Raw genomic sequence first — 17,333 nt, 5'->3', positions numbered from 1 at the left:
CATGCGGAGGCTCGATCCCAGAGAGAGCGCGGTCATCGTCGTCGACGTCCAGGAGCGGCTCGCGGCCGCGATGCCGGCGCCCCAGATGGAGGCGCTGACCCGCGCGGCCACCCTCCTCATCGAGGCGGCGCGGCGGCTCGGCGCGCACGTCCTCGCGACCGAGCAGTACCCCGCGGGGCTCGGGCGCACCGTCGCGCCGCTCGCCGAGAAGCTCGCCCAGGCGGGCGCGCCGGTCATCCCCAAGATGGAGTTCTCCGCCTGCGACGCGCTCGAGTTCGAGCGCGCCTTCGGCGAGCGCGCGCCCCGCACCGCCGTCGTCGTCGGCATGGAGGCGCACGTCTGCGTCTTCCAGACCGTCCGCGAGCTCGCCGCGCGCGGCGTCGCGGTCCACGTACCGCTCGACGGCGTCGCCTCGCGCCGCGACGACCACCGGCTCGCCGGTCTCGACCTCTGCCGCGCCGCCGGCGCCACCATCACCACCGCCGAGACCGTCGTCTTCGACTGGCTCAAGGTCGCCGGGACGGACGACTTCAAGCACCTGTCGAAGCTCATCCGCTGAGATCGCCGCGATCTCCGCGGGCAGCGCGGCGCCCCGGTCGCCGTGTCAGTTTGTCAGCCGCCGGCTCGGACTTTGTCAGACCCGTGCTCTTCTGGACACGCCGCCGACGTTCGTGACACAGTGGCGCATGGCTGACGATCTGGCACAAGTCGGAGCCCCTCCGAGCGCGCCTCCGCCCGCCGGCGCCGCGCCGCCGCCCGGCGCGCCGACGGTCCTCGTGGTCGACGACGAGCCGTCGAACGTCGCCTCCATCGAGAAGATCTTCCAGCGCGACGGCATGCGCGTCATCACGGCGGACAGCGCGAAGGCGGCGCTCGAGATCGTGCGCAGCCGCCGCGTCGAGGTGGTCCTCACCGACCTCATGATGCCGGGGGTCAGCGGGCTCGAGCTGCTCCGCGCGCTCAAGCAGCTCGCGCCCGACACCGAGGTCGTGATGATGACCGCGTACGGGACCGTCGAGACCGCGGTCCAGGCCATGCGCGAGGGCGCGTACGACTTCGTGGAGAAGCCGCTCAAGCGGATGACGATCATCAAGAGCGTCCGCAAGGCCGCCGAGCGCCAGTCGCTCGTCGCCGAGAACCGGTCGCTGCGGCAGGAGATCAAGCTGCTCACGAAGCGCGAGATCGTCGGCTCGAGCCCGACGCTCCGCCGCGTGCTCGACATCGCGACCCAGGCGGCGCCCTCGAGCGCCACGGTGCTCGTGCTCGGCGAGAGCGGCACCGGCAAGGAGCTGCTCGCGCGCTTCATCCACGAGCGCAGCGCGCGCTCGCGGGGGCCGTTCGTCGCGGTCAACTGCGCGGCCATCCCGGAGACCATCCTCGAGGCCGAGCTCTTCGGCCACGAGCGCGGGGCGTTCACCGGCGCCCTCGCGAAGCGCGACGGCCGCTTCGCCAAGGCGGCCGGCGGCACGCTGTTCCTCGACGAGATCGGCGAGCTCTCGCCGGCCGTGCAGGTGAAGCTCCTCCGCGTGCTGCAGGAGGGCGAGTACGAGCCCGTCGGCGGCGACACGGTCCGCGCCGACGTGCGCCTCGTCGCGGCCACCAACAAGGACCTCCGCGCCGAGGTCGCCGCGGGGCGCTTCCGCGAGGACCTGTTCTACCGGCTCAACGTGATCGCGATCACCGCGCCCCCGCTCCGGACCCGGCGCGAGGACATCCCGCTCCTCGTCGACCACTTCCTCGGCGTCTACTGCACGAAGAACAACCGCCCCCGCCTGGAGGCGCCGCGCGACGTGCTGGCGCGCCTGACCGACTACACCTGGCCGGGCAACGTCCGCGAGCTCGAGAACGTGATCGAGCGCGCCGTGGTGCTCTGCCGCGGCGATCAGCTCTCGGTCGACGACCTGCCCGACTTCATCCGCGAGGCCGCCCCCGCCGAGCCGAGCTCGCTCACGTTCTCGGTCGGCACCCCCCTCGACGAGGTCGAGCGAAGGCTCATCCGCGAGACGCTCCGCCACGCGCGCGGGGACAAATCCGTGGCCGCGCAGCTGCTCGGCATCTCGACCCGCACCATCTACCGCAAGCTCGGCGAACTGGAGTGATCTCGCGCGCGCCGTCCGGCGGACACGGCGCGCTCCGGCGCGCCGGCACCCCCGGCGAAAATCCATTTGTCACTTTGGCAAAGGAGGCCGCCCCGCGCGCCTCGGGTGCGTCACCTTGGCGGGGCAGCTTCCGTATTTCCGAGAAAAGGCGGGGGAACGGCCAGAGATTGACCCCTGGCACGAAACTCGCTTAGAGGAGCATGGGCGCATGGGCATCGACGCGATCCTGAAGCGGTATTTCCCCTGGGTGTTGGGCGCGCTGATCGCGCTCGCCGCCTACTTCCAGGCGTCGGGCATGGGTCAGCTCGTGGCCTCGAGCGTCGCGATCGACGCGCCGCCGGCGCCGGCCGGCCCGCCGCCGCGCCCCACGTCGTTCGGGTCGACCGCGAGCGCGGACCACGCGACGCACGCCGGGCCGATCCTCTCGCGCAACCCGTTCGACTCGGTGACGGGGCCGCTCGACGGCAAGCCGGTCGAGATCCCGAGCGTGCAGCCGGAGATGAGCAACAAGGATCCGTACGAGGATCCGTCGTGCGACGGCGCCCGCGTGCTGCTCATCACGCAGGCCGACGATCCCGCGTGGTCGTTCGCGGCCATGACCGGCTCGGACGGCAAGGCGATCTTGCGGCGGCAGGGGGATGAGATCAGCGGGCAGACCGTTTACTACGTGGGGTGGGACCGGGTCTGGCTGACGTCCGGCAGCTCGCGGTGCCAGGCCATCGTGGGCGGCAGCAAGGCCGTCGCGCGCACCGCCGCGGCGCCGACGCCCGTGACGCCCGCGCCGACGAGCACGTCGAAGTCGACCGCCCGCGGCGGCAAGAAGGTCCCGCCCGAGATCGCCTCGAAGATCCAGCGGGTGAGCGAGACGGAGTTCAACGTGGAGCGCAGCGCCGTCGACCAGATCCTCGAGAACCAGGGCGAGCTGATGCGCTCCGCGCGCATCGTCCCCGAGAAGGAGGGCGACAAGGTGGTCGGCATCCGTCTCTTCGGGATTCGACCGGACTCGCTGCTCGGGACGCTCGGCCTGGAGAACGGAGATCGGCTGTCCAGCATCAACGGGTTTGAGATGAGCGATCCGCAAAAGGCCCTCGAGGCCTATGCGCGGCTCCGGACGGCGGACCGGCTCACGGTGAGCATCAACCGCAAGGGCAAGCCGATGAACATCGACTTCAACATCAAGTGAGCGCTGCGGACTGAATTCCAGGGATGAAAGCAGGGTAGTGGCATGGCGCGATGGATAGGTAGACTGGACGAGGGGAGCCTGCTGCGGCGAACGCTGATGTATGTCGGCACGTTCGTCCTCGGCTCACTCACGTTCGTCGGGGTCGTGAGCCTGATCCTCGTGTCGGTCGCCAAGACCGTCCTGCCGCCCCACGGCGCCGAAGGCGCGGCGGACGCGGCGGACGAGGCCGAAGGCGAGGCCACCACCGGGGCGAGCAAGACCGCCCTGGGCAGGACATCCCGCTCGAAGCGGCCGCGGCCCCCCTCGCCGGCCGAGCGCGAGAGCGCGCCGAGCGCCGACTGAGCGGCGCCGCCTCCCCCCACCCCAAAACCCACGCAGAGAATATCGAGTCGACTGATGGTGATGACGACCCTCGAGCGATCCTGCTGCCTCCGGAGGAGGCTCCTCGCCGCGCCGGTGGCGGCGCTCGTGTTCGCCGCGGCGGCCCCGCCGGCCGCAGCGCAGCCCGCGAACCGCAACGCCCCCGTGCTGCGCACCCCCGGCCAGGGCGCGGCGGCGCCCGGTCGCCCCGGGATCCCCTCGGGGACGCCGGGCTCCGCGGGCGCCGCCGCGCCGGGCGCAGGCGCGCCCGGGGCAGGCGCGCCGGGCGCTGCAGCCGCGCCGGGGGCGCCGGGCGCCGCGCCGGGCGACACCGGCGACGATCCGCTCGCCGCGGTCAAGCAGGGGGTCCAGGAGATCGAGTTCAAGCCGAAGCCCGGCGGCTACAAGGTCAGCTTCAACCTCGACGAGGCCGACCTCCCCGAGCTGGTGAAGGCGATCAGCAACATCACCGGGCGGCGGTTCATCTACGGCGGCAAGCTCCGGCAGATCAAGGCCACGGTGTACGCGCCGGAGAAGGTGACGGTCGCCGAGGCGTACAGCGCGTTCCTGTCGATCCTCGCGTCGAACGACCTCACCGTCATCCCCCACGGCCGCTTCCTCAAGATCGTGGAGACGCCCGGCGCGGTGTCGGAGACGACCCCCGTGTTCGGGACGGCCGCGCCCGTGCCCGCGGAGGACCGGTTCGTCACCCGCATGTACCGGCTGTCCCATATCGACGCCAACGAGGCGGGCGGCGTCCTGACCAAGTTCAAGTCGAAGGACGGCGACGTCACCGTCTACCCGCCCGGCAACCTGCTCATCATCACGGACACCGGCACGAACATCCAGCGCATGCTCCGGATCGTCGAGGAGATCGACGTCGGCGGCGCCGGCGATCAGCTGTGGGTGCAGCCGGTCCACTACGGCTCCGCCGCGGAGGTCGCGACGAAGCTGAACGAGATCGTCGACCCCAGGGCCGGCGGCGGCGGCGGCGGCGGCAGGCCCGGCAGGGGCGGCGCCCCCGGCGGCGGCGGCACCGGCGCGCGCATCATCGCGGACGACAGGACCAACTCGCTCATCATCACCGCCTCCGAGCCGGACTACCTGCGCGTCCTCGGCATCCTGAAGCGCCTCGACGTGCCGCAGACGGGCGAGGGGCAGGTCCACGTGCTCTCGCTCCAGCACGCCGGCTGCAAGGAGCTGTCCGCGACGCTGAACCAGGTCCTCGGCGGGAGCACCGGCGGCGGCGCCCCCGCCGTGGGCGGCAGGGGGGCGGCGCGCAACGCCCCCCCGGTGCCCGGCTCGACCGACGACATCTTCGAGGGCCAGGTCAAGGTCACCTGCGACGAGGCGAGCAACAAGCTCCTCATCACCTCGTCGCCCCACGACTACGCCCAGCTGCGCACCGTGATCGACCAGCTCGACGAGCCCCGGCGGCAGGTGTTCATCGAGGCCGTGATCATGGACGTGAACGTCAACCGCTCGCTCAATTTCGGCATCGGCTACCACGCCGGCGCGCCGTTCGACGCCGCGAACGGCCAGGGCATCATCTACGGCGGGAACAACGTCGTGCCCTCGGTCGGCGGCCTGCCGACCGAGCTCGGCGCGCTCGCGCTGGGCGTCCGGGGCGCCGAGATCCCGGGCTCGAGCAACATCTTCGGGACGGGCCTGTCCATCCCCGCGTTCGGCATCGTCCTCCACGCGCTCGCGCAGGACGGCGACTCCAACGTCCTCGCGACGCCGCACATCCTCGCGACCGACAACGTGCCGGCCGAGATCTCGATCGGCCAGAACATCCCGCTCCAGACCAACGTCGGCGGCGGCGGGCTCAACCAGCTCGCGAGCCTGGCGGGCGGCGCGGGCGCCGCGGGCGCGCTCGGCGGGCTCGGCGGGCTCGGCGGCCTGCTCGGCGGCCTCGGCGGCCAGGCCGCGCGCCAGGACGTGGGCACGAAGGTCAAGGTCATCCCCCACGTCAACGACTCGGACCAGGTGCGGCTGGAGCTCACCGAGGAGATCTCCGACGCCGGCGCCCCCCTCGAGGGCGCGCTCGGCGCGATCCCCATCAACAAGCGCACCGCGAGCACCACCCTCGTCGTCCGCGACCAGCAGACCGTGGTGATCGGCGGCCTCGTGCGCGACGGCATGACCACCTCGGAGACGAAGATCCCGGTGCTCGGCGACATCCCGGTGCTCGGCTTCCTGTTCCGGCAGCGGGTCAGGACCAAGACGAAGACGAACCTCCTGCTCGTCCTGACGCCCTACGTCATCCGCGACCAGGACGACCTGCGGGCCATCTTCGAGCGCAAGATGCAGGAGCGGCAGGAGTTCATCGACCGCTACTTCGTCTTCAGCGACAGCGCCGCCTGGGAGCCGCCGCGCGACTTCAGCCGGGCGAACGGGCTCGTCGAGGACATCCGGCAGTCGATCCTGACCGAGGAGGAGCGGGCGCGCCTCGAGGAGGAGGCCCGGCCGAGGAGGCCGCAGGATCACACGCCGGTCGAGCCCGTCGGGCTGCCGACGTTCGGCGGCAAGACCGGCGCGGCCGGCGGGGGGATGGCTCCTGGTATGGAGATGGAGGGCGACATGCCCCCGCCCCCGCCGCAGAGCGGGGCGGCGCCGGCGCGCCCCATCCGGCGCCCGCCCGGCGGACGGCAGATGGAGCGCGTCGAATGAGCATGCAGCAGCAGCAGCAGTACCTCGGCGAGATCCTGGTCCGGCGGGGCGTCGTCTCCGCGGAGCGGCTCGTGCCGCTCTTCGACACGGTCCGCGAGCGCGGGCAGCCGCTCGCGGACCTCCTCGTCTCGTCCAACATCGCCGACGAGGCGAGCATCGCGAGGGCGCTCGCGGAGGAGTGCGAGGTCGGCCTCCTCCCGCGCATCGACATCGACGCGGTGCCGCTCGAGCTCGCGAGCCGGGTGCCGATCACCTACGCCAAGCAGCACAAGATCCTGCCGCTCTCCGAGCACGACGGCGTCGTCTACTGCGCGGTCGCCGACCCCCTCGACACGACCGCGATCGACGACGTGCGGGCGCTGTTCGGCAAGCCGGTCGAGATCGCGGTCGCCACGAGCGACGCCGTGCTGAACGCGATCAACCGCATCTGGGAGCGCAAGGAGGACGGCGGCGCGAAGCTCGAGGGCGACCAGGCGCTCGAGGAGGACAACCTCGTCGACATCATCGACTCGGACGACGACGCCCCGATCATCGCCTGGGTCAACGGCCTCTTCGCGCAGGCGGTCCGGGAGCGGGCGAGCGACATCCACATCGAGCCCGAGGAGCGCGACGTCGTCGTCCGCTACCGGATCGACGGCGAGCTCTACGTCGCGAAGCGCGCCTCGAAGCAGTTCATGGCGCCGATCATCGCCCGCGTGAAGATCATGGCGTCGCTCAACATCGCGGAGAAGCGGCTCCCCCAGGACGGCCGCATCACCCTGAAGATCGCGGGCAAGAGCGTCGACATCCGCGTCTCGACGGTGCCGACGAGCCGCGGCTTCGAGCGGATCGTGATGCGCATCCTGCACAAGGCGTCGGTCCTGCTCGGGCTCGACGACCTCGGCTTCGCGCCGCGCGAGTACGCCCTCATGGACGGGCTCATCCAGCGGCCGGACGGCATCATCCTCGTCACCGGCCCGACCGGCAGCGGCAAGACGACGACGCTCTACGCCTGCCTCAACCGGATCAACGAGCCGAGCCGGAACATCCTCACCGCCGAGGACCCGGTCGAGTACGAGATCGGCGGCATCCATCAGATCCACGTCCACCCCGGGATCGGGCTCACCTTCGCCTCGGCGCTCCGCGCCTTCCTCCGGCAGGATCCGGACGTCATCATGGTCGGCGAGATCCGCGACAAGGAGACCGCCGAGATCGCCATCCACGCGTCGCTGACCGGCCACCTCGTGCTCTCGACCATCCACACGAACGACGCGGCCGGCGCCGTGACGCGCCTCGTCGAGATGGAGATCGAGCCGTTCCTCGTGCGGAGCAGCGTGATCGGCATCCTCGCCCAGCGCCTCGTGCGCCTGCTCTGCTCGGCGTGCAAGGTCCCCTACCGCCCGTCGGACTACGAGCTCCAGCAGCTCGGCCTCGACCAGGACCGGCTCGCCTGGAAGGCGCGGCGGAAGCTCTCGAACCGCTACAGCGTGCACGGGCAGAAATACGACTACATCGGGCAGGACATCGACCGGGCCGTGTTCTACAAACCGGGCGGCTGCGACGCCTGCAACCAGAAGGGCTTCGTCGGCCGGCGGGGCATCTACGAGCTGATGGTCATCGACGACGCGGTGGGCCCGCTCATCCTGAAGAGCGCGGACGCGCAGACCATCAAGCGGGTCGCCATCTCCCAGGGGATGGACACGCTCCGCGACGACGGGGCGCGCAAGGTGCTCCTGGGCATCACCACCGTCGAGGAGGTCCTCGCGGCGACGCAGGAAGACGTCATCGTCGACGAGTAGGGAAGGCCGTGGCGGTATTCGAATACAAAGGCATCCTCGTCGGCACCGGAAAGCCGGTCAAAGGGGTCCGCGACGCGGAGAACGCGAAGGCCCTGCGGGCCGCCCTGCGCAAGGACGGCATCATGCTCACCGGCGCGACCGAGGAGCAGGCCGCGAAGGCGAAGGCGAAGCGCGATCTCAAGCTCTTCGCCTTCGCGGGCCGCCCCACGACGTCCGAGGTCGCCATGATGACCCGCCAGCTCGCGACGCTCATCGGCGCCGGCATCCCGCTGTTCGAGTCGCTCAACGCGCTCATCGAGCAGGTCGAGAAGGAGTCGCTGAAGCGGACCCTCACGCAGGTGCGCGAGCAGGTGCGCGAGGGCACGAGCTTCGCGAAGGCGCTGGAGGGGCACCCCACGGTCTTCCCGCCGCTCTACGTCAGCATGGTGCGCGCCGGCGAGGCGTCCGGCACGCTCGAGGGCGTGCTGCTCCGCCTGACCGTCTTCATGGAGAACCAGGCGAAGCTCGTGGGCAAGGTGACCGCGGCCCTCGCTTACCCGGCGCTCATGGCGATCATCGGCATCGGGCTCATCTCGGTCCTCATGATCGCGGTCGTGCCGAACGTGAAGGACATCTTCTCGTCGATGGACCAGACGCTGCCCTGGTACACCTCGGCGCTCATCGGCACCTCGGAGTTCGCCGCGAGCTACTGGTGGCTCGTGATCCTCATGCTGGTCGGCGCGGTGTACGGGTTCCGCCGCTGGCTGCGCACGCCGAAGGGGCGCCTCCGCTGGGACACGTTCGTGCTGGGCGCGCCGATCTTCGGCAAGCTCATCCAGATGCTCTCCATCGCGCGCTTCGCGCGGACCCTCGCGACCCTGCTCTCGTCGGGCGTCGCGCTCCTCAGCGCGATGGACATCGTGCGCAGCGTGCTCGGCAACGCCGCCCTGGAGAAGGTCGTCGCCGACGCGATCGGGTCGATCCGCGAGGGCCAGAGCATCGCCGATCCGCTGAAGCGCAGCGGCCGGTTCCCGCCCATCGTCATCCACATGATCGCCATCGGCGAGCGGAGCGGGCAGCTCGAGGCGATGCTCGAGAACGTCGCCAACGCGTACGACTCCGAGGTCGAGACCCGCGTCCAGGTGCTCACGAGCCTGCTCGAGCCGCTCATGATCGTCGTCATGGGCGGCACGGTCGCGTTCATCGCGATATCCATCCTCATGCCGCTCATGCAGATGTCGAACTTCGTCGGGTAGGGGGCTCCATGGGGCGCAGGAGGCAGCGAGAGAGCACGATCTTCTTCCCGTGGGAGCGCGGCGGCGGGCTCTTCCGCAGGAGCGGCATGGCGCGCGTGCGGCCGTTCGCGGCCGGCCTCGGGATGGCCGTCCTGCTCCTGCTCCTCGGCGCGCGCGAGCGGCGGCTCGTGGGAATTCGCTCGACGCGCGCCACGTTGTCCGTCGTCCACGGGGCCATCACGCTGTACCGCGCCGACCACGAGCGGCGGTGCCCGGCCTCGCTGGAAGAGCTGAAGCGCGAGGGATACCTCGCGATCGATCCGGTCGACGCCTGGGGGAGGCCGCTCCGGCTCACCTGCCCTGGCAGAAAGGACCCGGAGGGATACGATCTGATGAGCGACGGTCCGGACGGCGAAATCGGCGGGCTTGACAGGGTGGAGTGAGGGACATGGAGACGAACAGGGCGAAGAGGATTCGAAGGTTGGGCCGGGGGCTCTCGCGGGGCGTGACCCTGATCGAGGTCCTGATCGTGGTGACGATTATGGCGATCATCGCCGGCGGCGCGACGCTCGTGCTGTGGCCGAAGCTCGAGGCCGCGAAGGTCAGGAGCGCCTACACCGGCGCGTCGGTCATCAAGACCGCGGCGGATCAGTACCAGAACCTCGGCGCGGGCGGCGAGGGCTGCCCGACCCTGCAAGCGCTGGTGAGCGCGAAGCAGATCGACGCCAACAAGACGGACGACCCCTGGGGCCAGCCGTACCGGATCAAGTGCGAGGAGAGCGAGATCCGCGTCTACTCGCTCGGCAAGGACAAGAAGGAGAACACCCCGGACGACATCCGCGACAACATGAGGCAGTCCGAGATCAACAAGATCGCGGAGATGTGACGCCGACGCGGAGGGAGCGCCCATGACACGCCGCCTGCGCACGAGGGGAGTCACGCTGGTCGAGGTGCTGATCTCCGTCACGGTGATCGCGCTCATCAGCGGATCGGTGATCCTCGGCATGGGCGCGGTCACGAGCGCCCGGCTGAAGCGGAGCGCGGCGCTGCTCGCGGGCGCCGTCCGGGTCGCCTACGCCCACGCCAACGCGAAGTCGAAGCCGATGCGGCTCGTCTTCGACTTCGAGGAGCGGATGATCGTGCTCGAGGAGGCCACGGGCGAGCTCGTCGTCGAGAGGAACGACCGGACCGGCGGCGCCGCCGCGGCGACCGAGGCCGAGAAGGCGGCGGTGGCGGAGGCCGAGGCGATCCTGAAGGGGCCGCGCGCGCCGCGCCCGTCGTTCCAGCCGGCGAAGGCGTTCGGCTTCGACCCGTCGAGCGAGAAGCCCGGCAAGGAGCTCTCGAGCGGCGTCCGCTTCCTCCAGGTGGAGACCGGGCACCAGGACGAGGCCGCGACCGAGGGGCGCGCCTACCTCTACTTCTGGCCCGGCGGCCAGACCGAGCGGGCGGCCATCCAGCTGTCGCTCGGCGGCGAGGAGACCGAGGACTCCGTGATGACGGTGCTCGTCTCGCCGCTCACCGGCAAGACCGAGATCCGGCGGGGCAAGGCGAGCATGCCGCGGCCGCGCTCCGACTCCGAGGAGTCGGAGCGCGAGGACACGGGGTTCTGATGCGCGCCCGCGGCTTCACCCTGCTCGAGATCATGGTGGCGGTGGCCATCCTCGGCCTCGGGCTCACCGCGATCCTCTCCGCCCAGGCCGGCGCCTTCTCGGCGGCGGCGCACGCGCGGAACATCAGCCTCGCGAACGGGCTCGCGCGCTGCAAGATGACCGAGATCGAGGAGCGGCTCGCCAGGGACGGCCTGCCGCTGCTCGACGAGGCCGACAACGGGCCGTGCTGCGAGGGCGACGAGTCGACGTCCGTCAAGTGCTCCTGGCGCATCGAGAAGCCGGAGATGCCCGAGCCCAAGTACGGCGACCTCGATCTCGACACGAACCTCGAGGGGCTCGGCCAGCTCACCAAGCCGGCCGAGTCGAGCGGCTCCGCCGCCCCGAGCGGCAGCCTCGACGATCTCGCGCAGTCGCTGGCCGGCGCGCCCGGCGGCGCCGGGGGCGGCCAGTCCGCCGGCGGGATCGCGGGGCTCCTGCAGCCGTTCATCGACATGCTCGCGCCGACGCTCCAGCCGATCTTCGAGGCGAGCGCGCGGCGGGTGACGGTCCGGCTGACCTGGCAGCAAGGGTCGCAGGAGCACGCGCTCGAGCTCGTGCAGTGGGTCACGGTGCCGCAGATGGGCCAGCCCGAGGACACCGGCGCGGGCGGCGGCCAGGGCGAGGGAGGAGGGAGTCGACCGTGACGGCGCGAACGGCGAGCTCGCCCCGCAGGCGCCGCCGGCGCTCGGGCGGGGTGACCCTCCTCGAGGTCCTCGTCTCGGTCGCCATCCTGGCGATCATCGGGACGCTCATCTACGGCGCGTTCGACGGCATGAGCCGGTCGCGCGCGGGCATCTCGCGCATCAGCGACCGCTACCACCAGGGCCGCGCGGCGATCGCCCGCATCTCGCGCGAGCTCCAGGCGGCCTTCCTGTCCCGGCACCAGCCGGCCGACAAGAACATCGTCGTGCGGCTCACGGCGTTCACCGGGGAGGACTCGTCGCCCGCGGATCGCGTCGATTTCACCGCGTTCGCGCACCGGAGGCTCCTCAGGAACGCGCACGAGTCGGACCAGTGCGAGATTGGCTATTTCGGCTCGCGCGACCCCGAGCGCGACAAGCTCGATCTCGTGCGGCGAGAGGCGAAGTTCATCGATCTCGAGCCGACGCGGGGCGGCGTCGTCAACGTGCTCGCCGAGGACATCGAGAGCTTCAACGTCCGGTACCTCGACCCCCTCACCGGCGAGTGGGTCGACTCGTGGAACTCCACGCAACCGGCGGCGCAATTCGAGCGGCTCCCGTCGCAGGTGTGGGTGACGCTGGTCCTGAACGGCGGGCCGGGCGGGGCGCCCATCAAGTTCGAGACGAAGGTGCCCATCGCCATGCAGGTCCCCATCGCCTTCGGGAACAACTGAGCCATGCTCCGCCCGAAGAGCCCCCAGACCGAGGAGCGCGCCGCCCCCACCCCGCCGGGCGGGCGCGCGCGCCGCCGCCGCCTCCGGAGGCGGCGCGACCGGCGGGGCGTGGCGCTGGTCATGGTGCTCGGCGCGATCACGGTGCTCACCGTGTTCCTGACCGAGCTCCAGGAGGAGACCTCCACCGAGCTCTCGGCGGCGCTCGCCGATCGCGACGCGCTCCGGGCCGAGTACTACGCGCGGAGCGCCGTGAACCTGTCGCGGATGCTCATCGCCGCCGAGCCCAGCGTCAGCCAGACGATCGGGCCGATGCTCGCGATCATCGGGCTCAAGGGGAATTTCCAGGTGCCGGTCTGGAAGTTCACCGACATGTTCCTCGGCCCGTTCAACGCGCAGCTCACCGAGCCGGGCGCGGCGCCGCCCGACGAGGCCGCGGCCGCGGGCAGCGCGGCGGCGGGCAAGAACCTCGGGCTCACCGGCGGCGGCCGCTTCGAGCTCAAGATCGTCGACGAGGACTCGAAGATCAACATCAACCGCGCCGCCGACGACGTGGGCGGCATCGCGGATCAGATCGCCGTGGGGGCGCAGCTCATCAGCCTGATGAGCCCCCCGCAGTACAACCCGCTCTTCGAGGAGCGCGACGGCGACGGCCAGTTCTCGGACCGCGCGACCATCTGCAGCGCGCTCGTCGACTGGGCCGACCCCGGCGACCAGACGTTCGTCTGCGACACGTCGACGAACGCCCCGAGCTCCACCGGCGCCGAGGACAGCTTCTACCAGACCGTCGGCCTCCCCTACGTGCGCAAGAACGCCCCCTTCGACTCGTTCGAGGAGCTGCGGCTGATCCGGGGCATGGGCGACGACTTCTGGGCGACGTTCGTCGATCCGGACCCGAACAACCCGGACAAGCGGGTGCTGACCGTCTGGGGCAACCGGAAGCAGAAGGTGAACGTGACGTCGGCGAACGCGCAGATGCTCCTCACGCTCACCTGCAGCGCCGACTTCGTGGACGTCGCGGCGACGCCGCTCTGCACCGACGTGAACCAGCAGACGGCGTTCCTGACCGTGGCGTCGCTCGTGCAGAGCATGACCGGGGGCATCCTCTTCCCCACCCCCAAGGATTTCGTCGACGCCATGACCCAGAAGGCCGGCAATACGCTCGGGGCGATGCTCGGCCAGCAGTTCAAGGCGATGGGCGTCGATATGGTGAAGTTCAAGCCGAACGCCACGAAGGCCCTCGGCAACAGGAGCAACTTCCTGAGCATCTATGCCGATGGCGTCGTCCCGGGGAACAAGCGTGAGACGCGCGTGCGCATCCATGCGGTGATCGACCTCACGGGGGCGACGAAGATCACCGATGCCGGGAAGGCCGATGACGGCAAGCGTCCCCCGGGGGACAACCCCAACCCGCCGAACGGCACCGGCGCCCCCCCGACGCCGGAATCGTACGAACAGCAGGTACGGTCGAACCCCGCCGGGACGATCATCTACTATCGCATCGAATAGGACACCCCTCCGGGAAGAAGCGCGGAAATGCACAGGCTGCTCGGGATAGATGCTGGGAAATCCGTGGTGCGGACGGCGCTCATCCGCACCTCGTACAGGAAGGTCTTCGTCGAGGCCCTCGGCGAGGCGCCCATCACGGACGCGGTCTCCGAGGCCGAGGCGATCCGCGCCGCGGTGGGGCTCCACCGCCCCGACGCCGCCGCGATCGCGATCTCCGGGGAGAAGTCGTTCTACCGCCGCCTCGACCTGCCCGCGGCCGCGCAGAAGGAGGTCGAGAACGTCCTCGGCTTCGAGCTCGAGGCCACGGTGCCGTTCGAGATGGAGGACGCGGTCTTCGACTACCGCCTGCTCAAGCGGCCGCCCAGCGCCGAGACGCTGCCGGTCTTCGCCGCCATCGCGCGCGCCGACGACGTGCGCGAGCGCATCACCGTCGTGAAGGAGGCGCTCGGCTTCGAGCCGGAGCGCGTCGCGCTCGGCGCGGTGGCGCTCGCCAACCTCGAGGCCGTGATGCCGGAGCTCGCCTCGCCGTCGCCCGCCGGCGCGAGCGTGCCGATCGCGCTGCTCGACCTCGACCACCTCACCTCCGAGATCGTGATCCTCTCCGGCGGGGAGCCGGTCTTCGCCCGGACGCTGTCGCGGGGGACGGCCGGGCTCCCCGGCACGGCGCCGGCGCTCGCGCGCGAGCTCCGCCAGACGCTCGCGGCGTGGCGCAACCTCGGCGGCGAGCCGCTCGCCGGGATGTACCTCGTCGGCGGCGGCGCGAGCGCGCAGGGCGCGGAGGTGTTCCTGTCCACCCAGCTCGGCCTCACGATCCTGCCGCTGCCGGCCCCTCGGGTCGAAGGGCTCACGCCGGAGCAGGCCGCGGCGCTGCCCCGCTTCGCCAAGGCGCTCGGGCTGGCGCTCGGGCTGACGCCGAAGACCAAGGGGTTCAACCTGAGGCGGGGCGCGCTCGAGGCCGAGCGCAGCTACCCGTTCCTGCGCGAGAAGATCCCGATCCTCGCCGGCCTCGGCACCGTCATCGCGCTGAGCTTCGGGTTCTCGATCGTCGCGGAGCTGCGCACCCTGAGCGCCGAGCGGGAGCTCCTGCTCGCGTCGCTCGCGACCGCCTCGCACGACGTGCTCGGCGAGGAGACGAGCGACCCGCTGAAGGCCCGCGAGCTGCTCGACCAGGGCCCCGGCGCGGCCGACGAGGACCCGATGCCCCGCGTCGACGCCTTCGACGTCATGGTGCAGCTCTCGAAGGCCGTGCCGAAGGAGATCACGCACGACGTGCTCGAGCTCGACGTGAACCGCGGCCACGTGACCCTCCAGGGCGTCGTCCCGTCGGTGTCGGACGCGCAGATCATCGCGGATCACATGAAGGAACACCGCTGCTTCCGCGACGTGAAGATCGGGCGGACGAGCCAGTTCACGGAGGGCAAGCACAAGTACGTCCTCGAGCTGGATCTGAAGTGCGAGGACAAGAAGAAGAAGAAGACCGGCGCCGACGCGGCGGACAGCGCCTCGGCGGGCGCGCCGGAGAAGCCGGAGGGATCGCGATGACGCTCCGCGAGCGACTCGACAAGCTGGAGCCGCGCGAGCGCCGGCTCCTCACCCTCCTCGTCGGATTCCTGGGGGTGCTCGTGTTCCTGGCCGTGCCGATCGGGCTCGCGAGCACCGCCTCCGGCAGGCGCGCCGAGAACCAGGAGATCCGCGACCTGCTCCAGCAGATCTACGAGGCCTCGGGGAAGGTCAACGAGCGGAAGGCGCAGAAGGACGCGCTGCTCGCGCGCTACGCGCGGCCGGCGCCGGCCCTCGCCGGCTTCATCGAGGACGCGGCGAAGCAGCAGGGGCTCACCGCGGCCGAGTCGCAGGATCGCCCCGACGTCCCGCACGGCAAGAAGTACACCGAGCGGGTCACGGTGGTGAAGATGCACAGGATCGGGATGCTCGGCCTCGCCAAGATGCTCGAGCGCATCGAGACCTCGGGCCACCCGGTCGCGGTGACGAAGCTGAACATCAAGCCGCGCGCCGGCGAGCCGGACTCGTACGAGGTGGAGCTCGGCGTCTCCGCGTTCGACCGGAAGGGCGACCCTCAGCCGGCGAGCCCTGCGCCGTCCGCGGCCCCGCCCGCCGACGAGGAGGAGCAAGAGCCATGAAGGCGCGGCTCGTCAAGATCGCGAAGTGGGCGGCCTACCCGCTCTTTTACCTCTTCTGCCTGGGCCTCTTCGGCTACCTCACGTTCCCGTACGACCGGCTCAAGGACCGGCTGATCGCCGAGTTCGATCGCGCGCAGCAGAAGCGGGGCTCCGGCCCGGCGCAGCGCCTCGAGATCGACGAGCTCGACGCGTACTGGTTCACGGGCGTGGAGATGAAGGGCGTGCGGCTCATCCTGCCGCCGAACGAGCTCGGCTCGGGCAGGCCGACCGGCGCCGCCGCCTTCACCTCCACCTCGGGCGACGCCGCCAAGGACAGCGCGCCGAAGCCGAGCGTCATCGAGATCGAGGAGGCGCGCGCCCGGGTGAAGATCCTGCCCCTGCTGCTCGGGCGGATGCGGATCTCGTTCTGGGCGAGCGTGTTCGGCGGGGAGGTCGAGGGCGTGGTCCCGATGGGCAAATCGGGCGGCGACGTGCACGTCGAGGTCTCGGACGTGGAGCTCGCCCAGGTGGGGCCGCTCGGGGACATCCTCGGCCTGCCGATCGCCGGCACGCTGAACGCGAACCTCGAGCTCAGCGCGCCCGACGGCAAGTTCAACAAGGCGAGCGGCGCGCTCGAGGTCTCGGCCAAGGAGGTCTCGGTCGGCGACGGCAAGACGAAGATCCAGGGGCTCATCGCGCTGCCCGAGGCCAAGCTGGGCGAGCTCGTCCTGTCGGCCGAGGCGAAGGACGGCGTCCTCAAGGTCACGAAGATGTCCGCGAACGGCCAGGACCTCGAGCTCGACGGCGACGGCAAGATCACCATGCGCGAGCCGTGGAACAACTCCACGGCGGACCTCTACGTCCGCTTCAAGTTCACCGACGCCTACCGGTCGAAGAGCGACCTCACCAAGTCGCTGCTCGGCGCGCCGGGGTCGAGCGTGCCCGGGCTGATCGAGATGCAGCAGCCCAAGATGAAGCGGTCGAAGCGCTCGGACGGCTTCTACGGCTGGCACGTCCACGGCGCGCTGAAGCGGCCGCGGTTCGATCCGCACGCCGCGGACTCGCCCGCCGCGCGGGGCCGCGGCAAGGCCGACTCGCCGAGCTCGACCGCGACCACGAGGAAGCCCGGCGGCGTGAACCTGCCGCTCGGCCCCTCGGAGGCCCCGGCGCGGGACAGCGAGGAGCAGGGGAGCCCGCCGCCGGCGATGCCCCCGCCGATGCCGCCGCCGCCGTCGACCGAGGACGAGTCGCCCGAGCCGCGGTCGCGGCCGACGCCCGCCCCGCCCGCCGAGGGCGACCCGCCGCCGCCGGAATAGGGCCTGGACCTCGCGCGCCAGGGGCGAGTAGGACCTGGACCTCACGCTCCAGGGACGGGTAGGACCTGGATTCACGCTCCGAGG

The 17,333-nt window shown here is 71.0% G+C and carries 16 protein-coding genes; all 16 read left to right on the top strand.

All coding sequences use genetic code 11. The annotated features are described in order from the left end of the window. Position 1 precedes the first annotated feature (1 nt). The 16 genes from WMF20_RS50305 to gspN all read left to right on the top strand — a co-directional run bounded on the left by WMF20_RS50305 (position 2) and on the right by gspN (position 17,249). Positions 2 to 559: an isochorismatase family protein gene (locus WMF20_RS50305; RefSeq protein ID WP_437609327.1), complete on the top strand. Its 558-nt coding sequence runs from the start codon at positions 2 to 4 to the stop codon at positions 557 to 559. Positions 560 to 686: 127 nt separating this feature from the next. Further along, positions 687 to 2,099: a sigma-54-dependent transcriptional regulator gene (locus tag WMF20_RS50300; protein ID WP_129580924.1), complete on the top strand. Its 1,413-nt coding sequence runs from the start codon at positions 687 to 689 to the stop codon at positions 2,097 to 2,099. Between the two features lie 208 nt (positions 2,100 to 2,307). Further along, the gene (gspC, locus tag WMF20_RS50295; protein ID WP_437609325.1) at positions 2,308 to 3,282 is read left to right on the top strand and encodes a type II secretion system protein GspC; all 975 of its coding nucleotides are present in this window, start codon (positions 2,308 to 2,310) and stop codon (positions 3,280 to 3,282) included. 42 nt (positions 3,283 to 3,324) lie between these two features. Continuing rightward, positions 3,325 to 3,624 carry a hypothetical protein gene (locus WMF20_RS50290; protein WP_437609323.1) on the top strand — a complete coding sequence of 100 codons (300 nt, stop codon included), beginning with the start codon at positions 3,325 to 3,327 and terminating at the stop codon, positions 3,622 to 3,624. Between the two features lie 54 nt (positions 3,625 to 3,678). Then, a complete protein-coding gene (gene gspD, locus WMF20_RS50285) occupies positions 3,679 to 6,315 on the top strand; it encodes a type II secretion system secretin GspD (protein WP_437609321.1) in 2,637 nt (878 codons plus the stop codon). Continuing rightward, entirely contained in the window at positions 6,312 to 8,093 is a 1,782-nt protein-coding gene (gene gspE / locus WMF20_RS50280; RefSeq protein ID WP_437609319.1) for a type II secretion system ATPase GspE, read from the top strand. The genes gspD and gspE overlap by 4 nt, the downstream gene beginning before the upstream one ends. A gap of 8 nt (positions 8,094 to 8,101) precedes the next feature. Beyond that, on the top strand, positions 8,102 to 9,328 hold the full coding sequence (gspF, locus tag WMF20_RS50275; RefSeq protein WP_129580920.1) for a type II secretion system inner membrane protein GspF: 1,227 nt from the start codon (positions 8,102 to 8,104) through the stop codon (positions 9,326 to 9,328). 8 nt (positions 9,329 to 9,336) lie between these two features. Beyond that, on the top strand, positions 9,337 to 9,750 hold the full coding sequence (locus WMF20_RS50270) for a type II secretion system protein GspG (RefSeq protein WP_020742219.1): 414 nt from the start codon (positions 9,337 to 9,339) through the stop codon (positions 9,748 to 9,750). Positions 9,751 to 9,755: 5 nt separating this feature from the next. Further along, a complete protein-coding gene (locus WMF20_RS50265; protein ID WP_237244861.1) occupies positions 9,756 to 10,193 on the top strand; it encodes a type II secretion system protein in 438 nt (145 codons plus the stop codon). Between the two features lie 22 nt (positions 10,194 to 10,215). Beyond that, the gene (locus WMF20_RS50260; RefSeq protein ID WP_437609315.1) at positions 10,216 to 10,917 is read left to right on the top strand and encodes a pilus assembly FimT family protein; all 702 of its coding nucleotides are present in this window, start codon (positions 10,216 to 10,218) and stop codon (positions 10,915 to 10,917) included. Further along, positions 10,917 to 11,600, top strand: coding sequence for a type IV pilus modification PilV family protein (locus tag WMF20_RS50255; protein ID WP_437609313.1), 684 nt, complete (start codon positions 10,917 to 10,919; stop codon positions 11,598 to 11,600). Before WMF20_RS50260 ends, WMF20_RS50255 begins: the two co-directional genes overlap by 1 nt. Further along, the gene (locus WMF20_RS50250; RefSeq protein WP_129580917.1) at positions 11,597 to 12,310 is read left to right on the top strand and encodes a type II secretion system protein GspJ; all 714 of its coding nucleotides are present in this window, start codon (positions 11,597 to 11,599) and stop codon (positions 12,308 to 12,310) included. Before WMF20_RS50255 ends, WMF20_RS50250 begins: the two co-directional genes overlap by 4 nt. Positions 12,311 to 12,313: 3 nt before the next feature. Then, positions 12,314 to 13,816, top strand: a complete 1,503-nt coding sequence (locus WMF20_RS50245; RefSeq protein WP_437609311.1) for a general secretion pathway protein GspK — start codon at positions 12,314 to 12,316, stop codon at positions 13,814 to 13,816. Positions 13,817 to 13,843: 27 nt separating this feature from the next. Continuing rightward, positions 13,844 to 15,358 (top strand): type IV pilus biogenesis protein PilM, encoded by a 1,515-nt coding sequence (gene pilM, locus WMF20_RS50240; protein WP_437609309.1) that lies wholly within the window; start codon positions 13,844 to 13,846, stop codon positions 15,356 to 15,358. Beyond that, positions 15,355 to 15,954: a type II secretion system protein GspM gene (gspM, locus tag WMF20_RS50235; protein WP_129580914.1), complete on the top strand. Its 600-nt coding sequence runs from the start codon at positions 15,355 to 15,357 to the stop codon at positions 15,952 to 15,954. The genes pilM and gspM overlap by 4 nt, the downstream gene beginning before the upstream one ends. Then, positions 15,951 to 17,249 carry a type II secretion system protein GspN gene (gene gspN / locus WMF20_RS50230; RefSeq protein ID WP_437609306.1) on the top strand — a complete coding sequence of 433 codons (1,299 nt, stop codon included), beginning with the start codon at positions 15,951 to 15,953 and terminating at the stop codon, positions 17,247 to 17,249. The genes gspM and gspN overlap by 4 nt, the downstream gene beginning before the upstream one ends. Positions 17,250 to 17,333 lie beyond the last annotated feature (84 nt).

The sequence above is a fragment of the Sorangium sp. So ce834 genome (assembly GCF_051521425.1).
Taxonomy (GTDB): domain Bacteria; phylum Myxococcota_A; class Polyangia; order Polyangiales; family Polyangiaceae; genus Sorangium; species Sorangium cellulosum_D.
This window is presented reverse-complemented; position numbering and strand designations above follow the sequence as displayed.

Coding starts and splice junctions, on each gene's coding strand:
- WMF20_RS50260 (WP_437609315.1), top strand. CDS start 10,216: ATGACACGCCGCCTGCGCACGAGGGGAGTCACGCTGGTCGAGGTGCTG.
- WMF20_RS50265 (WP_237244861.1), top strand. CDS start 9,756: ATGGAGACGAACAGGGCGAAGAGGATTCGAAGGTTGGGCCGGGGGCTC.
- gspD (WP_437609321.1), top strand. CDS start 3,679: ATGGTGATGACGACCCTCGAGCGATCCTGCTGCCTCCGGAGGAGGCTC.
- WMF20_RS50245 (WP_437609311.1), top strand. CDS start 12,314: ATGCTCCGCCCGAAGAGCCCCCAGACCGAGGAGCGCGCCGCCCCCACC.
- gspM (WP_129580914.1), top strand. CDS start 15,355: ATGACGCTCCGCGAGCGACTCGACAAGCTGGAGCCGCGCGAGCGCCGG.
- gspC (WP_437609325.1), top strand. CDS start 2,308: ATGGGCATCGACGCGATCCTGAAGCGGTATTTCCCCTGGGTGTTGGGC.
- WMF20_RS50290 (WP_437609323.1), top strand. CDS start 3,325: ATGGCGCGATGGATAGGTAGACTGGACGAGGGGAGCCTGCTGCGGCGA.
- WMF20_RS50255 (WP_437609313.1), top strand. CDS start 10,917: ATGCGCGCCCGCGGCTTCACCCTGCTCGAGATCATGGTGGCGGTGGCC.
- WMF20_RS50305 (WP_437609327.1), top strand. CDS start 2: ATGCGGAGGCTCGATCCCAGAGAGAGCGCGGTCATCGTCGTCGACGTC.
- WMF20_RS50270 (WP_020742219.1), top strand. CDS start 9,337: ATGGGGCGCAGGAGGCAGCGAGAGAGCACGATCTTCTTCCCGTGGGAG.
- pilM (WP_437609309.1), top strand. CDS start 13,844: ATGCACAGGCTGCTCGGGATAGATGCTGGGAAATCCGTGGTGCGGACG.
- gspE (WP_437609319.1), top strand. CDS start 6,312: ATGAGCATGCAGCAGCAGCAGCAGTACCTCGGCGAGATCCTGGTCCGG.
- WMF20_RS50300 (WP_129580924.1), top strand. CDS start 687: ATGGCTGACGATCTGGCACAAGTCGGAGCCCCTCCGAGCGCGCCTCCG.
- gspN (WP_437609306.1), top strand. CDS start 15,951: ATGAAGGCGCGGCTCGTCAAGATCGCGAAGTGGGCGGCCTACCCGCTC.